This window comes from Streptomyces sp. SudanB25_2051, from assembly GCF_964272635.1.
In the GTDB taxonomy this organism is placed as follows: Bacteria; Actinomycetota; Actinomycetes; order Streptomycetales; family Streptomycetaceae; genus Streptomyces.
The window spans coordinates 1830017-1847365 of record NZ_OZ186787.1 but is presented as its reverse complement, the minus strand read 5'-3'; the positions used below and the strand labels follow the sequence as shown (position 1 = coordinate 1847365).

At 74.4% G+C, this 17349-nt stretch carries 16 protein-coding genes and 1 pseudogene; 6 read left to right on the top strand and 11 right to left on the bottom strand.

The features are described 5' to 3' along the window. Window positions 1-218: 218 nt before the first annotated feature. A complete protein-coding gene (locus ACSUPT_RS08195; RefSeq protein ID WP_351967572.1) occupies window positions 219-656 on the bottom strand; it encodes a MarR family winged helix-turn-helix transcriptional regulator in 438 nt (145 codons plus the stop codon). Between the two features lie 90 nt (window positions 657-746). Here ACSUPT_RS08195 and ACSUPT_RS08190 point away from each other — a divergent pair, with 90 nt between their 5' ends. From ACSUPT_RS08190 to ACSUPT_RS08180, 3 genes are all read left to right on the top strand, one after another. After that, window positions 747-1766, top strand: a complete 1020-nt coding sequence (locus ACSUPT_RS08190; RefSeq protein ID WP_436943901.1) for an NADP-dependent oxidoreductase — start codon at window positions 747-749, stop codon at window positions 1764-1766. A 63-nt stretch (window positions 1767-1829) separates the two neighbouring features. After that, window positions 1830-2252: an organic hydroperoxide resistance protein gene (locus tag ACSUPT_RS08185; RefSeq protein WP_436943899.1), complete on the top strand. Its 423-nt coding sequence runs from the start codon at window positions 1830-1832 to the stop codon at window positions 2250-2252. Between the two features lie 183 nt (window positions 2253-2435). After that, window positions 2436-3251, top strand: coding sequence for an EI24 domain-containing protein (locus tag ACSUPT_RS08180; RefSeq protein ID WP_361659828.1), 816 nt, complete (start codon window positions 2436-2438; stop codon window positions 3249-3251). 108 nt (window positions 3252-3359) lie between these two features. Here ACSUPT_RS08180 and ACSUPT_RS08175 read toward each other — a convergent pair whose 3' ends face one another. The 3 genes from ACSUPT_RS08175 to ACSUPT_RS08165 form a co-directional block, all read right to left on the bottom strand. Continuing rightward, window positions 3360-4082 (bottom strand): carbon-nitrogen hydrolase family protein, encoded by a 723-nt coding sequence (locus tag ACSUPT_RS08175; protein WP_399217186.1) that lies wholly within the window; start codon window positions 4080-4082, stop codon window positions 3360-3362. A gap of 7 nt (window positions 4083-4089) precedes the next feature. Next, window positions 4090-5421 carry a pyroglutamyl peptidase gene (locus ACSUPT_RS08170; RefSeq protein WP_436943897.1) on the bottom strand — a complete coding sequence of 444 codons (1332 nt, stop codon included), beginning with the start codon at window positions 5419-5421 and terminating at the stop codon, window positions 4090-4092. Between the two features lie 72 nt (window positions 5422-5493). Further along, complete coding sequence (locus ACSUPT_RS08165) at window positions 5494-6078, bottom strand: TetR/AcrR family transcriptional regulator (RefSeq protein WP_436943896.1); 585 nt, start codon at window positions 6076-6078, stop codon at window positions 5494-5496. 153 nt (window positions 6079-6231) lie between these two features. On the opposite strand from ACSUPT_RS08165, the gene ACSUPT_RS08160 reads away from it, so the two are divergent. Then, the gene (locus ACSUPT_RS08160) at window positions 6232-8688 is read left to right on the top strand and encodes a beta-glucosidase family protein (RefSeq protein WP_436943894.1); all 2457 of its coding nucleotides are present in this window, start codon (window positions 6232-6234) and stop codon (window positions 8686-8688) included. Between the two features lie 62 nt (window positions 8689-8750). Here ACSUPT_RS08160 and ACSUPT_RS08155 read toward each other — a convergent pair. Continuing rightward, window positions 8751-9650: pseudogene (locus tag ACSUPT_RS08155) on the bottom strand (GDSL-type esterase/lipase family protein); the annotation flags it as partial. A gap of 274 nt (window positions 9651-9924) precedes the next feature. Between ACSUPT_RS08155 and ACSUPT_RS08150 the strand changes: the two are divergent. Beyond that, window positions 9925-10419 (top strand): DUF3145 domain-containing protein, encoded by a 495-nt coding sequence (locus ACSUPT_RS08150; RefSeq protein ID WP_351967580.1) that lies wholly within the window; start codon window positions 9925-9927, stop codon window positions 10417-10419. A gap of 290 nt (window positions 10420-10709) precedes the next feature. On the opposite strand, the gene fabF is transcribed toward ACSUPT_RS08150, so the two are convergent. The 5 genes from fabF to ACSUPT_RS08125 form a co-directional block, all read right to left on the bottom strand. Beyond that, on the bottom strand, window positions 10710-11972 hold the full coding sequence (gene fabF, locus ACSUPT_RS08145) for a beta-ketoacyl-ACP synthase II (protein ID WP_351967581.1): 1263 nt from the start codon (window positions 11970-11972) through the stop codon (window positions 10710-10712). Window positions 11973-12038: 66 nt separating this feature from the next. Further along, window positions 12039-12287, bottom strand: a complete 249-nt coding sequence (locus tag ACSUPT_RS08140; RefSeq protein ID WP_351967582.1) for an acyl carrier protein — start codon at window positions 12285-12287, stop codon at window positions 12039-12041. Window positions 12288-12371: 84 nt separating this feature from the next. After that, a complete protein-coding gene (locus ACSUPT_RS08135) occupies window positions 12372-13373 on the bottom strand; it encodes a ketoacyl-ACP synthase III (protein ID WP_351967583.1) in 1002 nt (333 codons plus the stop codon). A 23-nt stretch (window positions 13374-13396) separates the two neighbouring features. Continuing rightward, the gene (locus ACSUPT_RS08130; protein ID WP_351967584.1) at window positions 13397-14320 is read right to left on the bottom strand and encodes an ACP S-malonyltransferase; all 924 of its coding nucleotides are present in this window, start codon (window positions 14318-14320) and stop codon (window positions 13397-13399) included. A 90-nt stretch (window positions 14321-14410) separates the two neighbouring features. After that, window positions 14411-15595 carry a PucR family transcriptional regulator gene (locus ACSUPT_RS08125; protein WP_351967585.1) on the bottom strand — a complete coding sequence of 395 codons (1185 nt, stop codon included), beginning with the start codon at window positions 15593-15595 and terminating at the stop codon, window positions 14411-14413. Between the two features lie 57 nt (window positions 15596-15652). Here ACSUPT_RS08125 and ACSUPT_RS08120 point away from each other — a divergent pair, with 57 nt between their 5' ends. Beyond that, window positions 15653-16375 carry a pirin family protein gene (locus ACSUPT_RS08120; protein WP_351967586.1) on the top strand — a complete coding sequence of 241 codons (723 nt, stop codon included), beginning with the start codon at window positions 15653-15655 and terminating at the stop codon, window positions 16373-16375. Between the two features lie 116 nt (window positions 16376-16491). Here the strand turns inward: ACSUPT_RS08120 and ACSUPT_RS08115 are convergent, their stop codons facing one another. After that, window positions 16492-17322: a serine hydrolase domain-containing protein gene (locus ACSUPT_RS08115; protein WP_351967587.1), complete on the bottom strand. Its 831-nt coding sequence runs from the start codon at window positions 17320-17322 to the stop codon at window positions 16492-16494. Window positions 17323-17349: the final 27 nt, after the last annotated feature.

Genomic DNA, 17349 nt, shown 5'->3' with positions numbered 1-17349 from the left:
GCCGCGCGCCGCTCACGGCCCCCTACCGGGCCGCGCGCCGCTCACGGTCCCCTGGCCGGCTGCGCCGCTTACGCCCCCGCCGGGCACCCGCGCCGCTGACGCGTCCGCGCAGCCCTTCGAGCCGGGCCGCCCACCGCGCCCGCCTCGCTCAAGCGCCGCCCACCGGGCACCCGCGACACACGCCGTGGGCCCCGCCGGGGGCACGGTGACGGCGCGGCTCAGGCCGGGGCGTCCTCGCCCAGCATGCGGCGCAGCAGGTCCCGCAGCAGGGCCCGCTCCGCGACGGACAGTCCGGCCAGCGGCTCGCGGGCGAAGTCCAGGGCGTCGCGCAGGCGGCGTGCGGTGGCCCGGCCCTCCTCGGTGGGGGCGGCCAGCTTGACGCGCCGGTCGGCCGGGTCGGGGCGCCGCTCGACGAGCCCGCGCGCCTCCAGCCGGTCCACGATGCCGGTCACGTTCGACGGCTCGCACCGCAGCGACACGGCGATGCGCCGCATCGGCAGCGGCTCAAGGGCGAGCAGGCTCAGGACCCGCGCCTGCGCGCCGGTCAGCGCGTGCTGAGCGGCGGCCTGCTCGTACTCCTCGTGGTAGCGGGCGACGACGGTGCCGATGAGCTCCACGACCTCGAGGGTGAGCGGGTCTGTGCGTGTGCTGGCCATGTCCACGAGTTTACCCACATGCTTGACAACATGAAATATCCAGGAGCATGGTTGTTTCAGGTAATGAAGCATCTTCTGGAGGATCGCAGCATGTCCGCACTCCCCGCGTCCGGCCGTGAATGGCACCTCGTCTCCCGGCCGAACGGCTGGCCCGTCCCGGAGGACTTCGCGCTCCGCGAGGCGCCGGTCGCCGCGCCCGGCGAGGGCCGCATCCTCGTCCGGAATCTCCACTTCTCCGTGGACCCGTACATGCGGGGCCGGATGAACGACGTCAAGTCGTACGTCCCGCCGTTCCAGCTCGACCAGCCCATGGAGGGCGGAGCGGTCGGCGAGGTCATAGCCTCCAACGCCGAGGGCTTCGCCGTGGGCGACCACGTGCTGCACGGCCTGGGCTGGCGGGAGTACGCCGAGGTGGAGGCGAAGCGCGCCGCCAAGGTCGACGCCTCCCTCGCCCCCCTCACGGCCTATCTGGGCGTGCTCGGCATGACGGGCCTCACCGCCTACGCGGGCCTGCTGGAGACCGCCTCCTTCAAGGAGGGCGACGCCGTGTTCGTCTCCGGCGCGGCCGGCGCGGTCGGCAGCCAGGTCGGCCAGATCGCCCGCCTCAAGGGCGCCTCCCGCGTGATCGGCTCCGCCGGTTCCGACCAGAAGGTCAAGCGCCTCGTGGAGGAGTACGGCTTCGACGCCGCGTTCAACTACAAGAACGGCCCGGTCGTCGAGCAGCTCAAGGCCGCCGCCCCCGACGGCATCGACGTCTACTTCGACAATGTGGGCGGCGAGCACCTGGAGGCCGCGATCTCCGCGCTCAACGTCCACGGCCGCGTCACCATCTGCGGCATGATCGCCCAGTACAACGCCACGGAGCCCGCCCCCGGCCCGCGCAACCTGGCCCTTGTCATCGGCAAGCGCCTGCGCCTCCAGGGCATGCTCGTCGGCGACCACGCGGCGCTGCAGCCGCGGTTCGTCGAGGAGGTGTCCGGCTGGCTGCGCTCCGGCGCCCTGAAGTACGACGAGACGATCGTCGAGGGCATGGAGAACGGCGTGGACGCCTTCCTCGGCCTGCTGCGCGGCGACAACACCGGCAAGATGATCGTTTCGCTGACCCGCTAGGCTCCCCCCAGGCCGTCGCGATCGTGGGCGCGAGTCGCGGCGCTTCACAGGAGGAACCTCTACATGTCCATCCAGCAGTCCGACGTCCTGTACACCGCGATCGCCACCGCCGAGAACGGCAGGGACGGCCGCGTGGCCACGGACGACGGGGCGCTCGACGTGATCGTCAACCCGCCCAAGGCGATGGGCGGCTCCGGCGCGGGCACCAACCCGGAGCAGCTCTTCGCCGCCGGCTACAGCGCCTGCTTCCAGGGCGCCCTCGGCGTGGTCGCCCGCCAGGAGAACGCCGACGTGTCCGGCTCCACGGTCACGGCCGAGGTCGGCATAGGGAAGAACGACGACGGCTTCGGGATCATCGTGAAGATCTCCGCGAAGATCCCGAACGTCGACGCCGCCACGGCCCGCGAGCTGATCGAGAAGGCCCACCAGGTCTGCCCGTACTCGAAGGCCACCCGCGGCAACATCACGGTCGAACTGGCCGTCTGACACCCGCCGCCGCGCTCCGCGGGGCATCCGCCCCGCCGGGGCGTCGCCTCAAGGCGGGGCCTTCCGCCCCGGGGGCGTCGGCTCCCGGGCGGCACCCGCCCCCCTGGGCGTTTCCGGGCCGCGTCCCCTCAACCGGGGACGCGGCCCTCCGCCTGCCGCCGCACCGCCCGATAGGGTGACCTCATGCGTGATCTTGGCAAGGGCTTCGGCTTCCTTCTGCAGGGACAGCGGTGGGTCGGACGGCACGGCCGCTGGTTCGGGTTCGGGCTGCTGCCCGGCCTCGTCACCCTCGTCCTGTACGCCGGCGCGCTGGCCGGCCTCGTCTTCGGCGCGGACGACCTGACCGCGTGGGCGACCCCGTTCGCCGACGACTGGTCGTCGCCCTGGCAGGGCCTGTTCCGGGGCTTCCTCACCGCCCTGGTCTTCGCCCTCGGACTGTTCCTCGCGGTGATCACCTTCACGGCGGTGACGCTCCTCGTCGGGCAGCCCTTCTACGAGTCCCTGTCCGAGGAGGTGGACCGCTCCGAAGGCGGCCGCGTCCCGGAGTCCGGACTGCCGTTCTGGCGGGAGCTGTGGATCTCCGCCCGCGACAGCCTCCGGATCGTGCTGCGCGTCGCGTTCTACGGCGTCCTGCTGTTCGCCCTCGGGTTCGTCCCGGTGGTCGGCCAGACCGTCGTGCCCGTGCTGGGCTTCTGCGTCTCCGGCTACTTCCTCACCGAGGAGCTCACCTCCGTCGCCCTCCAGCGGCGGCGCCTCGACCTGAAGGAGCGGCTGCGGCTGCTGCGCGGCCGCCGCATGATGGCCATCGGCTTCGGCGTCCCGCTGACCCTGGCGTACCTGGTGCCGTTCGTCGCCGTGTTCCTCATGCCGGGCGCCGTCGCCGGCGCGACGCTGATGGCCCGTGAACTCGCGCCCGACACCGAGGAGACGCCGGAGCCCGACCCGGCCGCCGGCCCCGGCCAGGCCGCTCCCGCCCCGTACGGCTTCCGCAAGGACTGACCCCTTACGGGCCTCGGCGGGCCCTGGCCTCCTCCCCGGCCCGTACGGGCCTCCGGCAGGCCGGGCGCCCGCCCGTACGGGCCCCCGCCGGGCCGGGTCCCCGGCCCGCTAGCCGAGGTCGGCGCGTACGAGACCGGGCTCGACCGGGTCCGCCTCGGCCAGCAGAGCGCCGTCCGGGCCCCACACCGCGCTGCGCCCGCAGCCCGTCCAGGGCCCCGCGGCGCCCACGTGGTTGGCGAGGACGACGGGCAGTCCGCAGCGCCGGGCGATCGCCGGGTACACCGTCGCCCGCTCGCGCGTCCCGTCGCCCGTCCCGTACAGCGAACTCGCCAGGTACACCGCGCAGCCGTCCGCCGCCGCCCGCTCGCCCAGCTCCGGGAAGTGGTTGTCGAAGCAGGTGGCGAGCGCGAACCGGCGCCCGTCCAGCGTGAAGCGCCCGTCCGCCGCGCCCGCCTCGAACACCCGGCTCTCCGCCTCGAAGAGGTGCTGCTTGTCGTAGCGGGCGAGCGTCGAACCGTCCGGGCCGATGACGTACGAGGTGAGGTACGGGCGCCGGCCGCCCGGACCGGCGCCCGGGGCGGGCCCGTTGACGACCGCCGCGGCGCCTTCCGCGCGGCACGCCTCCCGCAGCGGGTCGAGCCGCGCGTCGTCCGCGGTCACCCACAGGTCGGGACCGGCGGCGATGCGCTCCAGCTCGTAGCCGGTGAGCGCGAGTTCGGCGAAGACCACCACGCGCGCCCCGTCCGCCGCGCGGACCATCGCCGCCATCGTCGCGACGTTGGCGGCGATGTCCCCGGGTACGGCGCTGAACTGGCCCGCTGCAACGATCATGCGGCGATTATCCCCGGCCCGCGCCGTCCCCCGCCGCCCCGGCCGCGACCGCGATGACGGCGCGGACCTGGGCGGTGATCGCCGCCCGGTTCCGCACCAGCTCCGCGTCCTCGACCGCGTCCGTGTTGCCCGCCGCGAACCGCAGCACCGGCGTGTGCACATGCCCGCCCGGCAGCCCCGCGAGGCCCAGCCGGTCGCGCAGCAGCGTGGCCCGGTAAGCGATCTCGTTCGACAGGTAGTCGCCTCCGCCGCCCGCGCGGGCCGCCGAGCCCGCGGTCGGCCCGTCCGTCCGGACCACCGGCGCGCTCCCGCCCGCCGGGACCTCGGTGACCTGCGTGTTGTCGTACACCGGGTACGGGCCCGTCGCCGCCGCCGTGATCGCCTCGTACGGCAGGCTGGTCACCGTCCACTGCGGTCGCGTCGCCGGGTCGTCGACCGGCACAGGGCCCGTCGACGACACGTTCTCGTTGTCCGGGAAGCCGCCCCGCCAGGCGCCGTTGAACCGCTCCAGGTCGAAGCGGCCCACGCGGCCCTGGCTCACGGTGGTGAACAGGTCCACGCGCGGCAGGTGCGGCCGCAGCGCCCGCTCCACCGCGCCGTCCGCGAAGTCCCGCCAGCGCACCGGGAACACCGCCGCCTCCACCCGCGCCCACCCCCCGTCCGGGGTGCGCACCAGCGTCCCGTCCAGGGCGAGCGCGGCCGCGCCCGACGGGTTGCCGATCCGGATGTCCCGGTCGAGCGTGAACGGGTCGAACCCGGTCATCAGCACCCGCTTCACACCCCGCCCTCGCGGGAAGCGGATGGCGTCCTGGCCGCGCGACGCCGACTCCAGCCGGGCCAGCAGCCGCGCCCGCGCCTCGTCCGTCAGGGCGAACCGGGGCTCCCACGCGCGCAGTTCCCGCGTCAGGCCCAGCCGCGCCCAGTACAGCGGCCGGTCGTCGTCCCGCGCCAGGTCGCCGCCCGCGGGCCCGCGCCCCTGCGCCCGGTCGACGGCCCGCCGCCACAGCGCGGCCCCGTGCCGTACGACGATCCGCTCGGCGCCCGCGTACGACTCCGCGCCGCGCAGCGCGGCCGCGAAGCGGGGGGCCTCGCCGTCGAACCCGGAACGCCGCAGGATCTCGCGCGGCACGTCCCGGTCGAGCCGCGCCTCCTCGACGGCGGGGCCCGGGGCGGCCGGCTCCGACACGGCCGGCACCGGACCACCGGCGCCCGGGGCCCCCGACGCGGCGCTACCGTCCGACGCGGCGAAGGCGGGCGGCGCGGCGAGGGCGAGGGACAGGGAGAGGGACAGCGCGGTCGCGACGGCCGCCAGGGCCGCGCCGGGCGCGGTGGTACGCATACGGGACACGGGAGTCCTTCCGTCGGGTCCCGGCAGTATCCCGGCCCCACCGCAACTCCCGCCACCACGCGTCTACTTCGGCTCCTCCACCCCCAGCAGCCCCAGGAAGTCGCGGAACGCCGCCGCCATGTCCACCGCCTCAGGGTCCAGCAGCCACTGGTACTGGAGCCCGTCCAGCACCGCCGTCAGCAGCGGCGCCGCCCGCTCCGGGGTGAGCCCGCCCGGCAGCCGCTCCCCGAACTCGGCCCGCAGCAGCCCCGCCATGTCCTCCCGGACGCGCGCGTAGCGGCGGGTGAAGAAGTCCCGCGCCGGATGCTCCTCCGTGACGCTCTCCCCGAGCAGCGCCGAGAACGTCTGGACGATGCCGGGCCGCATCACGTTGTAGTCGACCAGCGTCGCCAGCAGGTCCAGCCGCCAGGCCGCCCGGCCCGTCGCGCCGCTGCCGCCCGTGTCCCACCGGTCGCGCTCCTCCAGCACCGCGACCAGCAGCTCGGCCTTGCTGGGGAAGTGGTGCAGCAGACCCTGCCGGGTGAGGCCCGCCCGTTCGGCGACCGCGGCGAGCGAAGCGCCCCGGTAGCCGCGCTGCGCGATCACCTCGGACGCGGCGCGCAGGATGTCCGCCCGCCGCGCCGCGCTCCTGGGTCTGGAAGCCGTCATCTCTCACCTCCCTGTCCCCGACGACAGGACCGTACGGCATCCCCCCACCCCCCTACCGACCGCCCGGCATGTCACGAAGACGTAACAACACCTACCGTCCGCCAGGCCCCGGTTCACCATGGACGCCACCCGACGACAGGAGGGACGACGACCATGGCGGCAGACGAAGCGGCGGAGGCCGGGGTGGAGGCGAGGGTGGAGGCGGCGCTCGGCGCCCTCGACCTGGACACGAAGGCCCGGCTGCTGGCCGGGCAGGACATGTGGACGCTGCCCGCCGTCCCCGCCGTCGGCCTCGCGTCCCTCGTCATGTCCGACGGCCCCGTCGGTGTCCGGGGCGTCCGCTGGACCGCCGACGACCCGTCCGTCACCCTGCCGTCCCCCACCGCGCTCGCCGCCTGCTGGGACCAGGACCTCGCCCGCCGCGCCGGCCGCCTCCTCGCCCAGGAGGCCCGCCGCAAGGGCGTCCACGTCGTGCTCGCCCCGACCGTGAACCTCCACCGCTCCCCGCTGGGCGGCCGCCACTTCGAGGCGTACAGCGAGGACCCCTACCTCACCGGAGAGATCGGCGCCGCCTGCGTGCGCGGCATCCAGGACGGCGGGGTCGCCGCCACCGTCAAGCACTTCGTCGCCAACGACGCCGAGACCGACCGCTTCACCGTCGACAACACCGTCCCGCCGCGCGCCCTGCGGGAGCTGTACCTCGCCCCGTTCGAGGCGATCGTCAAATGCGCCCGGCCCTGGGCCCTGATGGCCGCGTACAACCAGGTCAACGGCGTCACCATGACCGAGCACCGGCACCTCCAGAGCGACGTCCTGCGCGACGAGTGGGGCTTCGACGGGGTCGTCGTCTCCGACTGGTTCGCCGCCCGCTCCACCGCCGGGGCGCTCACCGGCGGTCTCGACGTCGCCATGCCGGGCCCGCACACCGTGTACGGCGAGGCCCTCGCCGCCGCCGTGCGGTCGGGGGAACTCGACGAGGCCCTCGTCGACCGGTCCGTACGCCGGGTGCTGCGCCTCGCCGCCCGCGTCGGCGCCCTGAAGGGAGCCGAACCGGCCGCGACGCCGCCGGAGCCGCTGGACGGCGAGGCCCTGGCCCGCGAGATTGCCCACCGCTCCTTCGTCCTCGTCCGCAACGAGCGCGACGTGCTGCCCCTCGACCCCGCCCGCGTCCGCCGCATCGCCCTCGTCGGAGCCGCCGCCCGCGACGCCCGCGTCCTCGGCGGCGGCTCCGCCCAGGTCTTCCCCGCCCGTACCGTCTCCCCGCTCGACGGCCTCACCGCCGCCCTGCCCGACGGCACCGCCCTCACCTACGCGCCCGGCGCCGACCTCGCCGAGGAACCCGAACCCGCCGGGCCCGGCTTCACCCTGCGCGCCGTCTGCCGCGACCAGGCCGGCGCCGTACTCGCCGACGTCCCGCTGCCCACCGGGCAGATCCAGTGGGTCGGCACCGACCTTCCCGACGGGGTCTCCCACGAGACGCTGCACACCGTCGAGGTCACCGGCACGTTCACCCCGCGCGAGAGCGGCGACCACGCGTTCGGCACGCGCGGCGTCGGCGCGTTCACGCTGACCGCCGCCGGACGCGTGCTGTACGACGGGACGCAGCAGCCGGGCGGGGAGGGCGACCCGTTCGAGGCGTTCACGGGCGCCCCCGTCGAACGCGGAACGGTCCCCCTCACCGAGGGCGTGCCCGTCGAGGTGTCCCTGCGCCACACCGTCGCCCACGACCCGGCGGCGCCGCTGCCCGCCGTCGCCTTCTCGCTGCTGCACCGGCCGCCGCGCCGCGACCCCGACGAGCTGATCGCCGAGGCCGTCGCCGCCGCCCGCGACGCCGACACGGCCGTCGTGGTCGTCGCCACCACCGAACGCGTCGAGTCCGAGGGCTTCGACCGCGCCGACCTGCGCCTCCCCGGCCGCCAGGACGACCTCGTGCGCGCCGTCGCCGCGGCCAACCCCCGCACGGTCGTCGTCGTCAACGCGGGCGCCCCGGTCGAGATGCCGTGGCGCGAGGAGGTGGCCGCCGTACTCCTCACCTGGTTCCCCGGCCAGGAGGGGGGCGCCGCCCTCGCCGACGTCCTCCTCGGCGCCGAGGAGCCCGGCGGGCGCCTCCCCACCACCTGGCCGGCCGCCCTCGCCGAAGCGCCCGTCACCACCGTCACCCCCGTCGACGGCGAACTGCGCTACGACGAGGGCCCGTTCATCGGCTACCGCGCCTGGGACCGCGACCCCGAAGGCCCCGCGCCCGCCTACTCCTTCGGCCATGGCCTCGGCTACACGACCTGGGAGTACGAGTCCCTGATCGTCACCCCCACCACCGCCCGCGTCCGGGTCCGCAACACCGGCACCCGCCCCGGCCGCGAGGTGATCCAGCTGTACGTCGCTCCCCGCGCCGACCTCGTCGAACGCCCCGCCCGCTGGCTGGCCGGCTTCGCGACCGTCACGGCCGACCCCGGCGGCTCCGCTGAGGCGGAGGTCAGGCTCGCGCCCCGGCTGTTCGACATCTGGGACGAGGAGGCGCACGCCTGGACCGCGGTGCCCGGCCAGTACGAGATCCGCGCGGGCCGCTCCCTCACCGACATCCGCCTCGCCGTCACCCTGGAACTCGACTGACGCCCCGCCCGCCCCACCCTCCGGGGCGCGGCGGGCGGCACGGGCCGGAAGCGGGCGGCTACGCGGGGGGGCCGGGCGGCGGTGACGGTCCGGTAGGCGATCTCCGCGAGCCGCCCCTGCCCGTCACGGCTCGGATGGAACACGTCCCAGGGGCTCAACTGCGCCCCGTCGAAGGCGTACGCGAAGACGGCGCCCCCGTCGTACCGGCACCGCTCGTCGCGGGCGCACACCTCGCGCAGCACCTCGTTGTACGCGACGACCCGCTCCCGCACCCGGTCCCGCCGCCGCTGCGCCTCCGTGCCGAGGTTCTGGGCGTCCGCCAGCATCGACGCGCACACCCCGAGCCGCCACACCCGCTGACCCACCGGGTGCTCCCGCCCCTGGGACCACAGGCGCCTCAGGTCGGGGATGCTCGCCACGTACACCTGCGTCCGGGGAGCCTCCTCGCGCAGCCGGGCCATCGCCGCCTCGAACGACGCCCGGAACTCCGCGACCGGCGTCATCAGCCCGGCATGCGGCCGGCAGGCGTCGTTCGCGCCGATCATCACGGTGACCAGTCCGGGCCTGTGCCGCGCCGCGAGCGCCATCTGCCCGGGCAGCTCCTCGACGCGCGCCCCGGACCTGGCCAGGTTCCAGCTGCGGGACGCGAGCGCGGGCGCCCCGACCAGCCGCAGCGCCAGGCTGTTCACCGCCGGGTCGGAACCGGTCGCCCACGACACCTCCGGACAGTCCGTCAGCAGCCCGCAGGCGTCGAAGCCCCGCGTGATGGAGTCGCCCACGGCGGCCACGGACGCCGGGCGCGGATTCCACAGCGGCGTGGGGGAGGGGCTGGGCCGCGCCGGTGCGGCCTCACGTCGTTCCGCGTCCGCGCCGTTGCTGCTTTCGGGGGACCCGACACACCCGGACAGAGCCGCCCCGCAGACCAGCGCCAGCGCCCCGGCCAGCGCGGCGGCACGGCGCACGGCGCGGCGGACCGGAGGGACCGGGGGAGGGGGCGCGCAGGCGCCGCCCTCGCGGGTGAAAGCTTCGTGTCGACGGGCCACGGGACCGACCGTACGTCATCCCAAGCGCCCCGGCGCACGGTAGCTTTTCCCCGTCGAACCAGAGGCGCCTGGCCGACCGGCTCCGGTAAATTACATCACGTCACAAGCTGTCCCTTTTGCGGAGTTTCGCTCCCGATGCTGTTTACTGAGGCCGCTGGGAAAAGGCGAACCTCGTCCCACACTGGAGGTCCCGGTGACGACACGTGGAGTCCTGTACGTCCACTCCGCGCCGCGCGCGCTGTGCCCGCACGTCGAATGGGCGGTCGCGGGAGTGCTCGGCACGAGGGTCCAGCTCGACTGGGTCCGCCAGCCGGCCTCACCGGGCACGTGGAGAGCCGAGTTCTCCTGGCGGGGGCAGCAGGGCACCGCGTCCAAACTGGCCTCCGCCCTGCGCGGCTGGCAGATGCTGCGCTTCGAGGTGACCGCCGAGCCCAGCTCCGGCGCCGAGGGCGAGCGCTACAGCGCCACCCCTGACCTGGGCATCTTCCACGCGGTCATCGGCATCCACGGCGACATCATGATCCCTGAGGACCGGCTGCGCGCCGCCCTCGCCCGCTCCGCGCAGGGCGAGACGCTGCTGGAGGCGGAAGTGGCCAAGCTCCTCGGCAAGCCCTGGGACGACGAGCTGGAGCCCTTCCGGTACGCCGGCGAGGGCGCCCCGGTCCGCTGGCTCCACCAGGTCGTCTGACCCCCGGTCCACCGCCGCCCGTACCGCACCGGCACACCGCGGGCCACGGCCCCGGGCCCACCACGAGCGGCGGCCCCGGAACACCGCGGGCCACCGGACCTGGCCCGGCACCACGGGCCCGCCGTACCGGGCCACCGGACCGGCCCGCCGTCCCGGCCGGCAGGTCCACTCCGCACCCCGGCGCCGGGCGCGCGTACCGCACGCATACGCGAAGAGGCCCCCACCCGTCTCCGGGTCGGGGGCCTCTTCACGTCCTGCCGGCGTCGACCCGGCGTCGTACCGCTTCCGCGTCAGACCGTGCGGAAGGCCAGGACGACGTTGTGGCCGCCGAAGCCGAACGAGTTGTTGATCGCCGCGATGGTGCCCTCGGGAAGCCGGCGGGCCTCGCCGCGCACGATGTCCGCGTCGACCTCCTCGTCGAGCTCGTCGACGTTGATGGTCGGCGGGGCCGTGCGGTGGTGCAGCGCGAGGACCGTCGCGACGGTCTCGATGCCGCCGGCGCCGCCCAGCAGGTGGCCGGTCATCGACTTGGTCGCGGAGACGGCCACATGGTCGAGGTCGTCGCCGAGGACCTTGCGCAGCGCCTTCACCTCGGCGACGTCACCCTGCGGCGTCGAGGTGGCGTGCGCGTTGAGGTGCACGACCTCGGACGGCTTGAGGTCCGTCGAGTCCAGCAGGTTCTGCAGGGCGGCGGCGATGCCCCGGCCCGTCGGCTCGGGCTGCGCGATGTGGTGGCTGTCGGCGGACAGGCCCTGGCCGAGCGCCTCGCAGTAGACGCGGGCGCCGCGCGCCGCGGCGTGCTCGGCGGACTCCAGGACGATCACACCGGCGCCCTCGCCCAGCACGAAGCCGTCACGGCCCTTGTCGTACGGGCGGGAGGCCTTCTCGGGCTCGTCGTTGTTCTTGGACATCGCCATCATGTTGGCGAACGCCGCGATGGGCAGCGGGTGGATGGCCGCCTCGGTGCCACCCGCGACGACCACGTCGGCACGGCCCGTACGGATCATCTCGATGGCGTAGCCGATGGCCTCGGCGCCCGACGCGCACGCCGACACGGGGCTGTGCACGCCCGCCTGGGCGTTCACCTCCAGGCCGACGTTGGCGGAGGGGCTGTTCGGCATGAGCATGGGCACCGTGTGCGGGGAGACCCGCCGGGCGCCCTTCTCCTTCAGTACGTCGTACTGGTCGAGCAGGGTGGTCACGCCGCCGATGCCGGAGGCGATGACGGCGCCGAGCCGCTCGGGGCGGACCTGCGCCTCCTCGCCGGCCGGGCTGGTGAAGCCGGCGTCGGCCCACGCCTCACGCGCGGCGACGACGGCGAACTGCGCGGAGCGGTCCAGCTTGCGGGCCAGCGGCCGCGGCAGGATCTCCTGCGGGTCGACCGCCACACGGGCGGCGATCCGGACGGGCAGGTCGGCGAAGCGCTCGCCTTCGAGGGGCTTGACGCCGGAACGCCCGGACGTCAGGCCCTCCCAGGTAGAGGCGGAATCGCCACCCAGCGGTGTGGTTGCGCCGATACCGGTGACGACCACGGTGCGATTGGTCGAGCTCACAGGAATTCTTTCTCCACGTGTATGAGGTATGCGTGAAAACGGCGCCACCGCCGGGTGGCGAACCGATCAGGCCTGGTGGTCGCGGATGTACTCCGCGGCGTCGCGGACCGTCTTGAGGCCCTTGACGTCGTCGTCCGGGATCTTCACGCCGAAGCGCTCCTCGGCGGCGACGACGACCTCGACCATGGACAGGGAGTCCACGTCCAGGTCGTCCGTGAAGGACTTGTCGAGCTCGACGTCCTCGGTGGGGATGCCGGCGATCTCGTTGACGATCTCGGCGAGACCCTCGACGATCTCTTCCAGGGTGGCGGCCATGTGGCGCTCCTTCGTTCGGGTAGCTCTGTGCTCTCAGAGTGTGGTGATGGGCGTTCCGCCCGGTACGGAGACCGGAACGGTTGCCTAGGGGAGGGTAACGACCGTCGCGGCGTAGACGAGCCCCGCCCCGAAGCCGATGACGAGTGCGGTGTCACCGCTCTTCGCCTGCCCGGTCGCCAGGAGCCGCTCCATCGCGAGCGGGATCGAGGCGGCCGAGGTGTTGCCGGTGGTCTCCACATCGCGGGCGACCGTGACGTGCTCCGGCAGTTTCAGCGTCTTCACCATCGAGTCGATGATCCGCATATTGGCCTGGTGCGGGATGAAGACGTCCAGGTCGGCCGCGGTGATCCCGGCCGCGTCGAGCGCCTGCTGGGCGACCTTCGCCATCTCGAAGACGGCCCAGCGGAACACCGCCTGGCCCTCCTGCGTGATGGCGGGGAACCGCTCCACGGTGCCGTCGCGGTAGTCCGTCCACGGCACGGTCTGCTTGATGGTCTCGGACTTGTCGCCCTCGGAACCCCAGACGGTCGGGCCGATCTCCGGCTCCTGGGACGGGCCGACCACGACCGCGCCCGCGCCGTCGCCGAACAGGAAGGCCGTGGCCCGGTCCTCCAGGTCGGTCAGGTCGCTGAGCCGCTCCACGCCGATGACGAGGACGTACTCGGCGGAGCCCTCGACGACCATGCCCTTCGCGAGCGTCAGCCCGTAGCCGAAGCCCGCGCAGCCCGCCGAGATGTCGAACGCGGCCGGCTTGCTCGGGGTGATCTTGTCGGCGATCTCGGTGGCGACGGCGGGGGTCTGCTTGAAGTGCGAGACGGTGGAGACGATGACGCCACCGATCTGCTCGGGGCTGACACCGGCGTCCGCCAGCGCCTTGCCGGCCGCCTCGACGGACATCGCCGTGACGGTCTCCTCGGGCGACGCCCAGTGGCGGGTCGCGATCCCGGAGCGCGAGCGGATCCACTCGTCCGACGAGTCGATCTTCTCGAGGATCACCTCGTTCGGCACGACGCGGGTCGGGCGGTAGCCGCCGACCCCCATGATGCGCGCGTACGGGGCGCCCTTGCTGGGCTTGATCTTCGCCATGCTCTACGGCTCCTTGCTCCGGTTCAGGAGGCGGCGCCGGCGTGCTCGGCGATGAGCGCGCGTGCCGCGTCGAGGTCGTCGGGGGTCTTGAGCGCGAGCGTCTTGACTCCGGGCATGGCCCGCTTGGCGATGCCGGTCAGCGTGCCGCCCGGGCACACCTCGACCAGCGCGGTCGCGCCGAGCCGCTGGAACGTTTCCATGCACAGGTCCCAGCGGACCGGGTTGGCGACCTGGCCCACGAGCCGGGTGACGACATCGGCACCCGAGGCGACGGTCTGCCCGTCCTTGTTGGAGACGTAGACGACCCGGGGGTCGGCCGGGGCGAGGCTCTGGGCGGCCTCCTCCAGCCTGGCCACCGCGGGCGCCATGTGGTGGGTGTGGAAAGCGCCGGCGACCTGCAGCGCCACCACGCGGCGGACGCCCTCGGGCTTGTCCTCCGCGAGGGCGGCCAGCTGCTCCATCGTGCCGGCGGCGACGATCTGGCCGGCGCCGTTGACGTTCGCCGCGGTCAGACCGAGCTTCTCCAGGTGCGGCAGGGTGACCTCCGGGTCGCCGCCGAGCAGCGCCGACATGCCCGTGCGGGTCACGGCGGCCGCGTCGGCCATCGCGAGGCCCCGGGTCCGTACGAGACGCAGCGCCGCCGTGTCGTCGAGGACGCCGGCGAACGCGGCGGCGGTGATCTCGCCGACGCTGTGGCCCGCGACGGCGTCCGGGACGACGTCGCCGAGCGCGGCGGCGGAGAGCAGGCCCGCGGCGACCAGCAGGGGCTGGGCGACCGCGGTGTCGCGGATCTCGTCCGCGTCGGCCTTCGTGCCGTAGTGGGCCAGGTCGAGGCCGATGGCGTCCGACCACGCGCCGACGCGGTCGGCGGCGCCGGGGAGGTCGAGCCAGGGAGTCAGGAAGCCGGGCGACTGGGCGCCTTGGCCGGGAGCGACGAGTACGAGCACCCTCACACTCTCTCTTGTGGACGGTCCTGGAGGCCCGTGGGGACTAGGACGAAGAACCGTCGGGTGAATTGTTGATCCCCCACAAAAGCTCTAGGACTGTGCCTCACTGTCGGCCAGACGCCCCAGGATCAGTGCGATCCGCAGTGTGAAAGCCGACCGTACATCCGAAGGCGACCAGCCGGTGACATCGGTCACACGTCGCAGCCGGTAGCGCACGGTGTTGGGATGCACGAACAGCATCCGGGCGGCCCCTTCGAGACTACTCGCCTGCTCCAGGTAGACGCTCAGGGTCTCCAGGAGGGCCGAGCCGGCCTCCTCCAGCGGTCTGTAGATCTCCTCCACCAGCTGCTCCCGGGCGGAAGGGTCGGAGGCGATCGCGCGCTCCGGCAGGAGATCGTCCGCCAGTACGGGCCGGGGCGCGTCCTGCCAGGCGGAGCACGCCTTCAGGCCGGCGGCGGCGGCCTGCGCGGACCGGGTCGCCGCGAGCAGGTCCGGTACGACCGGGCCGGCCACGACGGGCCCCGCCGCGTACGGGCCGATCAGCGCCTTCGCGACGGCCAGCGGGTTGTCGCTGCCGCCCGCGATCACCACCAGGCGGTCGCCGAGCACCCCGGTGAGGACCTGCAGCTTCGCGTGGCGGGCGGCGCGGCGGATCGCCTCGACGGTCAGCTCGCTGTCGCCGTCCGGGGCGGTGCCGAGGATGACGCACACGTGCTCCGGCGAGTTCCAGCCGAGCGCGGCGGCCCTGCTGACCGCGCCCTCGTCGGCCTCGCCCGACAGGACCGCGTTCACGACGAGGGACTCCAGCCGGGCGTCCCACGCGCCGCGCGCCTCGGCGGCCTGCGCGTACACCTGCGCCGTCGCGAAGGCGATCTCCCGCGCGTAGACGAGCAGCGCCTCGCGGAGCACCGACGCGTCGCCGGGGGCCGCGACCTCCTCGATGGCCGATTCCATGACCTCGATGGTCGTGCGGACCATCTCGACGGTCTGGCGCAGCGTGATCGCCCGCGTCAGCTCGCGCGGCGCCGTGCCGAACACGTCGGTGGAGATCGCCTGCGGGGTCTCGGGGTGCCGGAACCACTCGGTGAACGCGGCGATGCCGGCCTGGGCGACCAGGCCGATCCAGGAACGGTTCTCCGGGGGCATCGCCCGGTACCACGGCAGTGTCTCGTCCATGCGCGCGATGGCGCTGGCGGCGAGCCGGCCGGCGGACTGTTCGAGTCGCTTCAGGGTCGCTGCGTGCGGGTGGGCGTCGTTCACTGCGGGATCTGGCACGGGACAAGACTGCCTTATCGGGACGGCGGCCCGTCCAGCCGGTCTACGGTTGAGCCTGTGATCTCCATACACAGGGCCGGGGACCGCTACCCGGGCGGCGACCCGGACGCCGGGATCGAGACCCGGCACGCCTTCTCGTTCGGCCCGCACTACGACCCGGACAACCTCCGCTTCGGCGCGCTCATCGCCTGCAACGAGGAGCGGCTCGCACCGGGTGCCGGGTTCGACGAGCACCCGCACAGCCACACCGAGATCGTCACCTGGGTCGTGGAGGGCGAGCTGACGCACCGCGACTCGGCCGGGCACGCCACCCTCGTCAGGCCCGGTGACGTCCAGCACCTGAGTTCGGCGGGCGGCGTGCGGCACGTGGAGCGCAACGACGGCGCCGCGCCGCTGGTGTTCGTGCAGATGTGGCTGGCCCCGCTGGAGCCCGGTGGCGAACCGTCGTACGGGATCGTCCGCGGCCTCGGCGGCGGCGCGCCCGCCTCGTACGCGGTGCCGGCGGCGGGCGCGGAACTCCACGTGTGCCGCCCGGACGCGGGGGAGCGGTGCGCCGTACCGGACGGGGACTTCGTCTACGTCCACGTGGTGCGCGGCGAGGTCCGTCTGAACGGCGGGGCCGTGGACGCGGATCGGGGGAGCGGCGCGGTGGACCTGGCGCCGGGCGACGCGGCCCGGGTCACGGACGCCCGGGGCGTGCGCCTGACCGCGCTGACCCCGGCCGAGGTCCTCTGCTGGCGGATGTCCCGCCCGCCGGCGCACCCGGCTCCGCCCCGCTGAGGGCCCGCCGGGGGTCCGGCGGACCGGCGGGGGACCTGCGGCGGGGGTCCGGCGAACCGGCGGGGGACCTGCGGCGGGGTCGCGGGGCGGGCTCCGCCCCGCCGTCCCGCGCGGGGTCAGGCGGCCGGCCGGGCCCCGCGCAGTTCGGCGAGGACCGCGTCGGTGAACGGCGGCCACGCCTCGACGGCCCACGGTCCGAACGCCCGGTCCGTCAGCGCCACGCAGGCCGCTCCGGCGTCCGGGTCCACCCACAGGAACGTGCCCGACTGCCCGAAGTGCCCGAAGGTCCGGGGCGACGACGAAGCGCCCGTCCAGTGCGGGGACTTGCCGTCCCGGATCTCGAAGCCGAGCCCCCAGTCGTTGGGCCGCTGGTGGCCGTAGCCGGGCAGGATGCCGGTCAGGCCGGGGTGGACGACGGTCATGGCCTCCAGCACCGTCCGGGCGTCCAGCAGCCGGGGCGCCTGCACCTCGGCCGCGAACCGCGCGAGGTCGTCGACCGTGGAGACCGCGTCCTTCGCGGCCGAGCCCTCCAGGGAGGTGTCGGCCATCCCCAGCGGCTGCAGCACGGCCTGGCGCAGATACTCCCCGAACGGAATGTCGGTGGCCTTCGCCACATGGTCGGCCAGCACCTCGAAGCCGGCGTTCGAGTAGATCCTCCGGGTGCCGGGCGCGGCCATCACCCGGTGCTCGTCGAACGCGAGGCCCGAGGTGTGCGCGAGCAGGTGGCGCACCGTCGAACCCTCGGGACCGGCCGGCTCGTCCAGCTCGACGGCGCCCTCCTCGTACGCGACGAGCACCGCGTACGCGGCGAGCGGCTTCGTCACCGAGGCGAGCGGGAACCGCCGCGCCGTCGGCCCGCGGGCGCCCGCGAGCGTGCCGTCCGCGCGGACGACTGCGGCGGCCGCGGTCGGCACGGGCCAGTTCTCGATCATCGCCAGGCTCTGCATGCGGACGAGCGTACTTGCTCACCCGTA

What these genes read in the sequence shown, in the direction of transcription:
- ACSUPT_RS08195 (WP_351967572.1), bottom strand. Translation starts at nt 656, where the DNA reads ATGGCCAGCACACGCACAGACCCGCTCACCCTCGAGGTCGTGGAGCTC.
- ACSUPT_RS08190 (WP_436943901.1), top strand. Translation starts at nt 747, where the DNA reads ATGTCCGCACTCCCCGCGTCCGGCCGTGAATGGCACCTCGTCTCCCGG.
- ACSUPT_RS08185 (WP_436943899.1), top strand. Translation starts at nt 1,830, where the DNA reads ATGTCCATCCAGCAGTCCGACGTCCTGTACACCGCGATCGCCACCGCC.
- ACSUPT_RS08180 (WP_361659828.1), top strand. Translation starts at nt 2,436, where the DNA reads ATGCGTGATCTTGGCAAGGGCTTCGGCTTCCTTCTGCAGGGACAGCGG.
- ACSUPT_RS08175 (WP_399217186.1), bottom strand. Translation starts at nt 4,082, where the DNA reads ATGATCGTTGCAGCGGGCCAGTTCAGCGCCGTACCCGGGGACATCGCC.
- ACSUPT_RS08170 (WP_436943897.1), bottom strand. Translation starts at nt 5,421, where the DNA reads ATGCGTACCACCGCGCCCGGCGCGGCCCTGGCGGCCGTCGCGACCGCG.
- ACSUPT_RS08165 (WP_436943896.1), bottom strand. Translation starts at nt 6,078, where the DNA reads ATGACGGCTTCCAGACCCAGGAGCGCGGCGCGGCGGGCGGACATCCTG.
- ACSUPT_RS08160 (WP_436943894.1), top strand. Translation starts at nt 6,232, where the DNA reads ATGGCGGCAGACGAAGCGGCGGAGGCCGGGGTGGAGGCGAGGGTGGAG.
- ACSUPT_RS08140 (WP_351967582.1), bottom strand. Translation starts at nt 12,287, where the DNA reads ATGGCCGCCACCCTGGAAGAGATCGTCGAGGGTCTCGCCGAGATCGTC.
- ACSUPT_RS08135 (WP_351967583.1), bottom strand. Translation starts at nt 13,373, where the DNA reads ATGGCGAAGATCAAGCCCAGCAAGGGCGCCCCGTACGCGCGCATCATG.
- ACSUPT_RS08115 (WP_351967587.1), bottom strand. Translation starts at nt 17,322, where the DNA reads ATGCAGAGCCTGGCGATGATCGAGAACTGGCCCGTGCCGACCGCGGCC.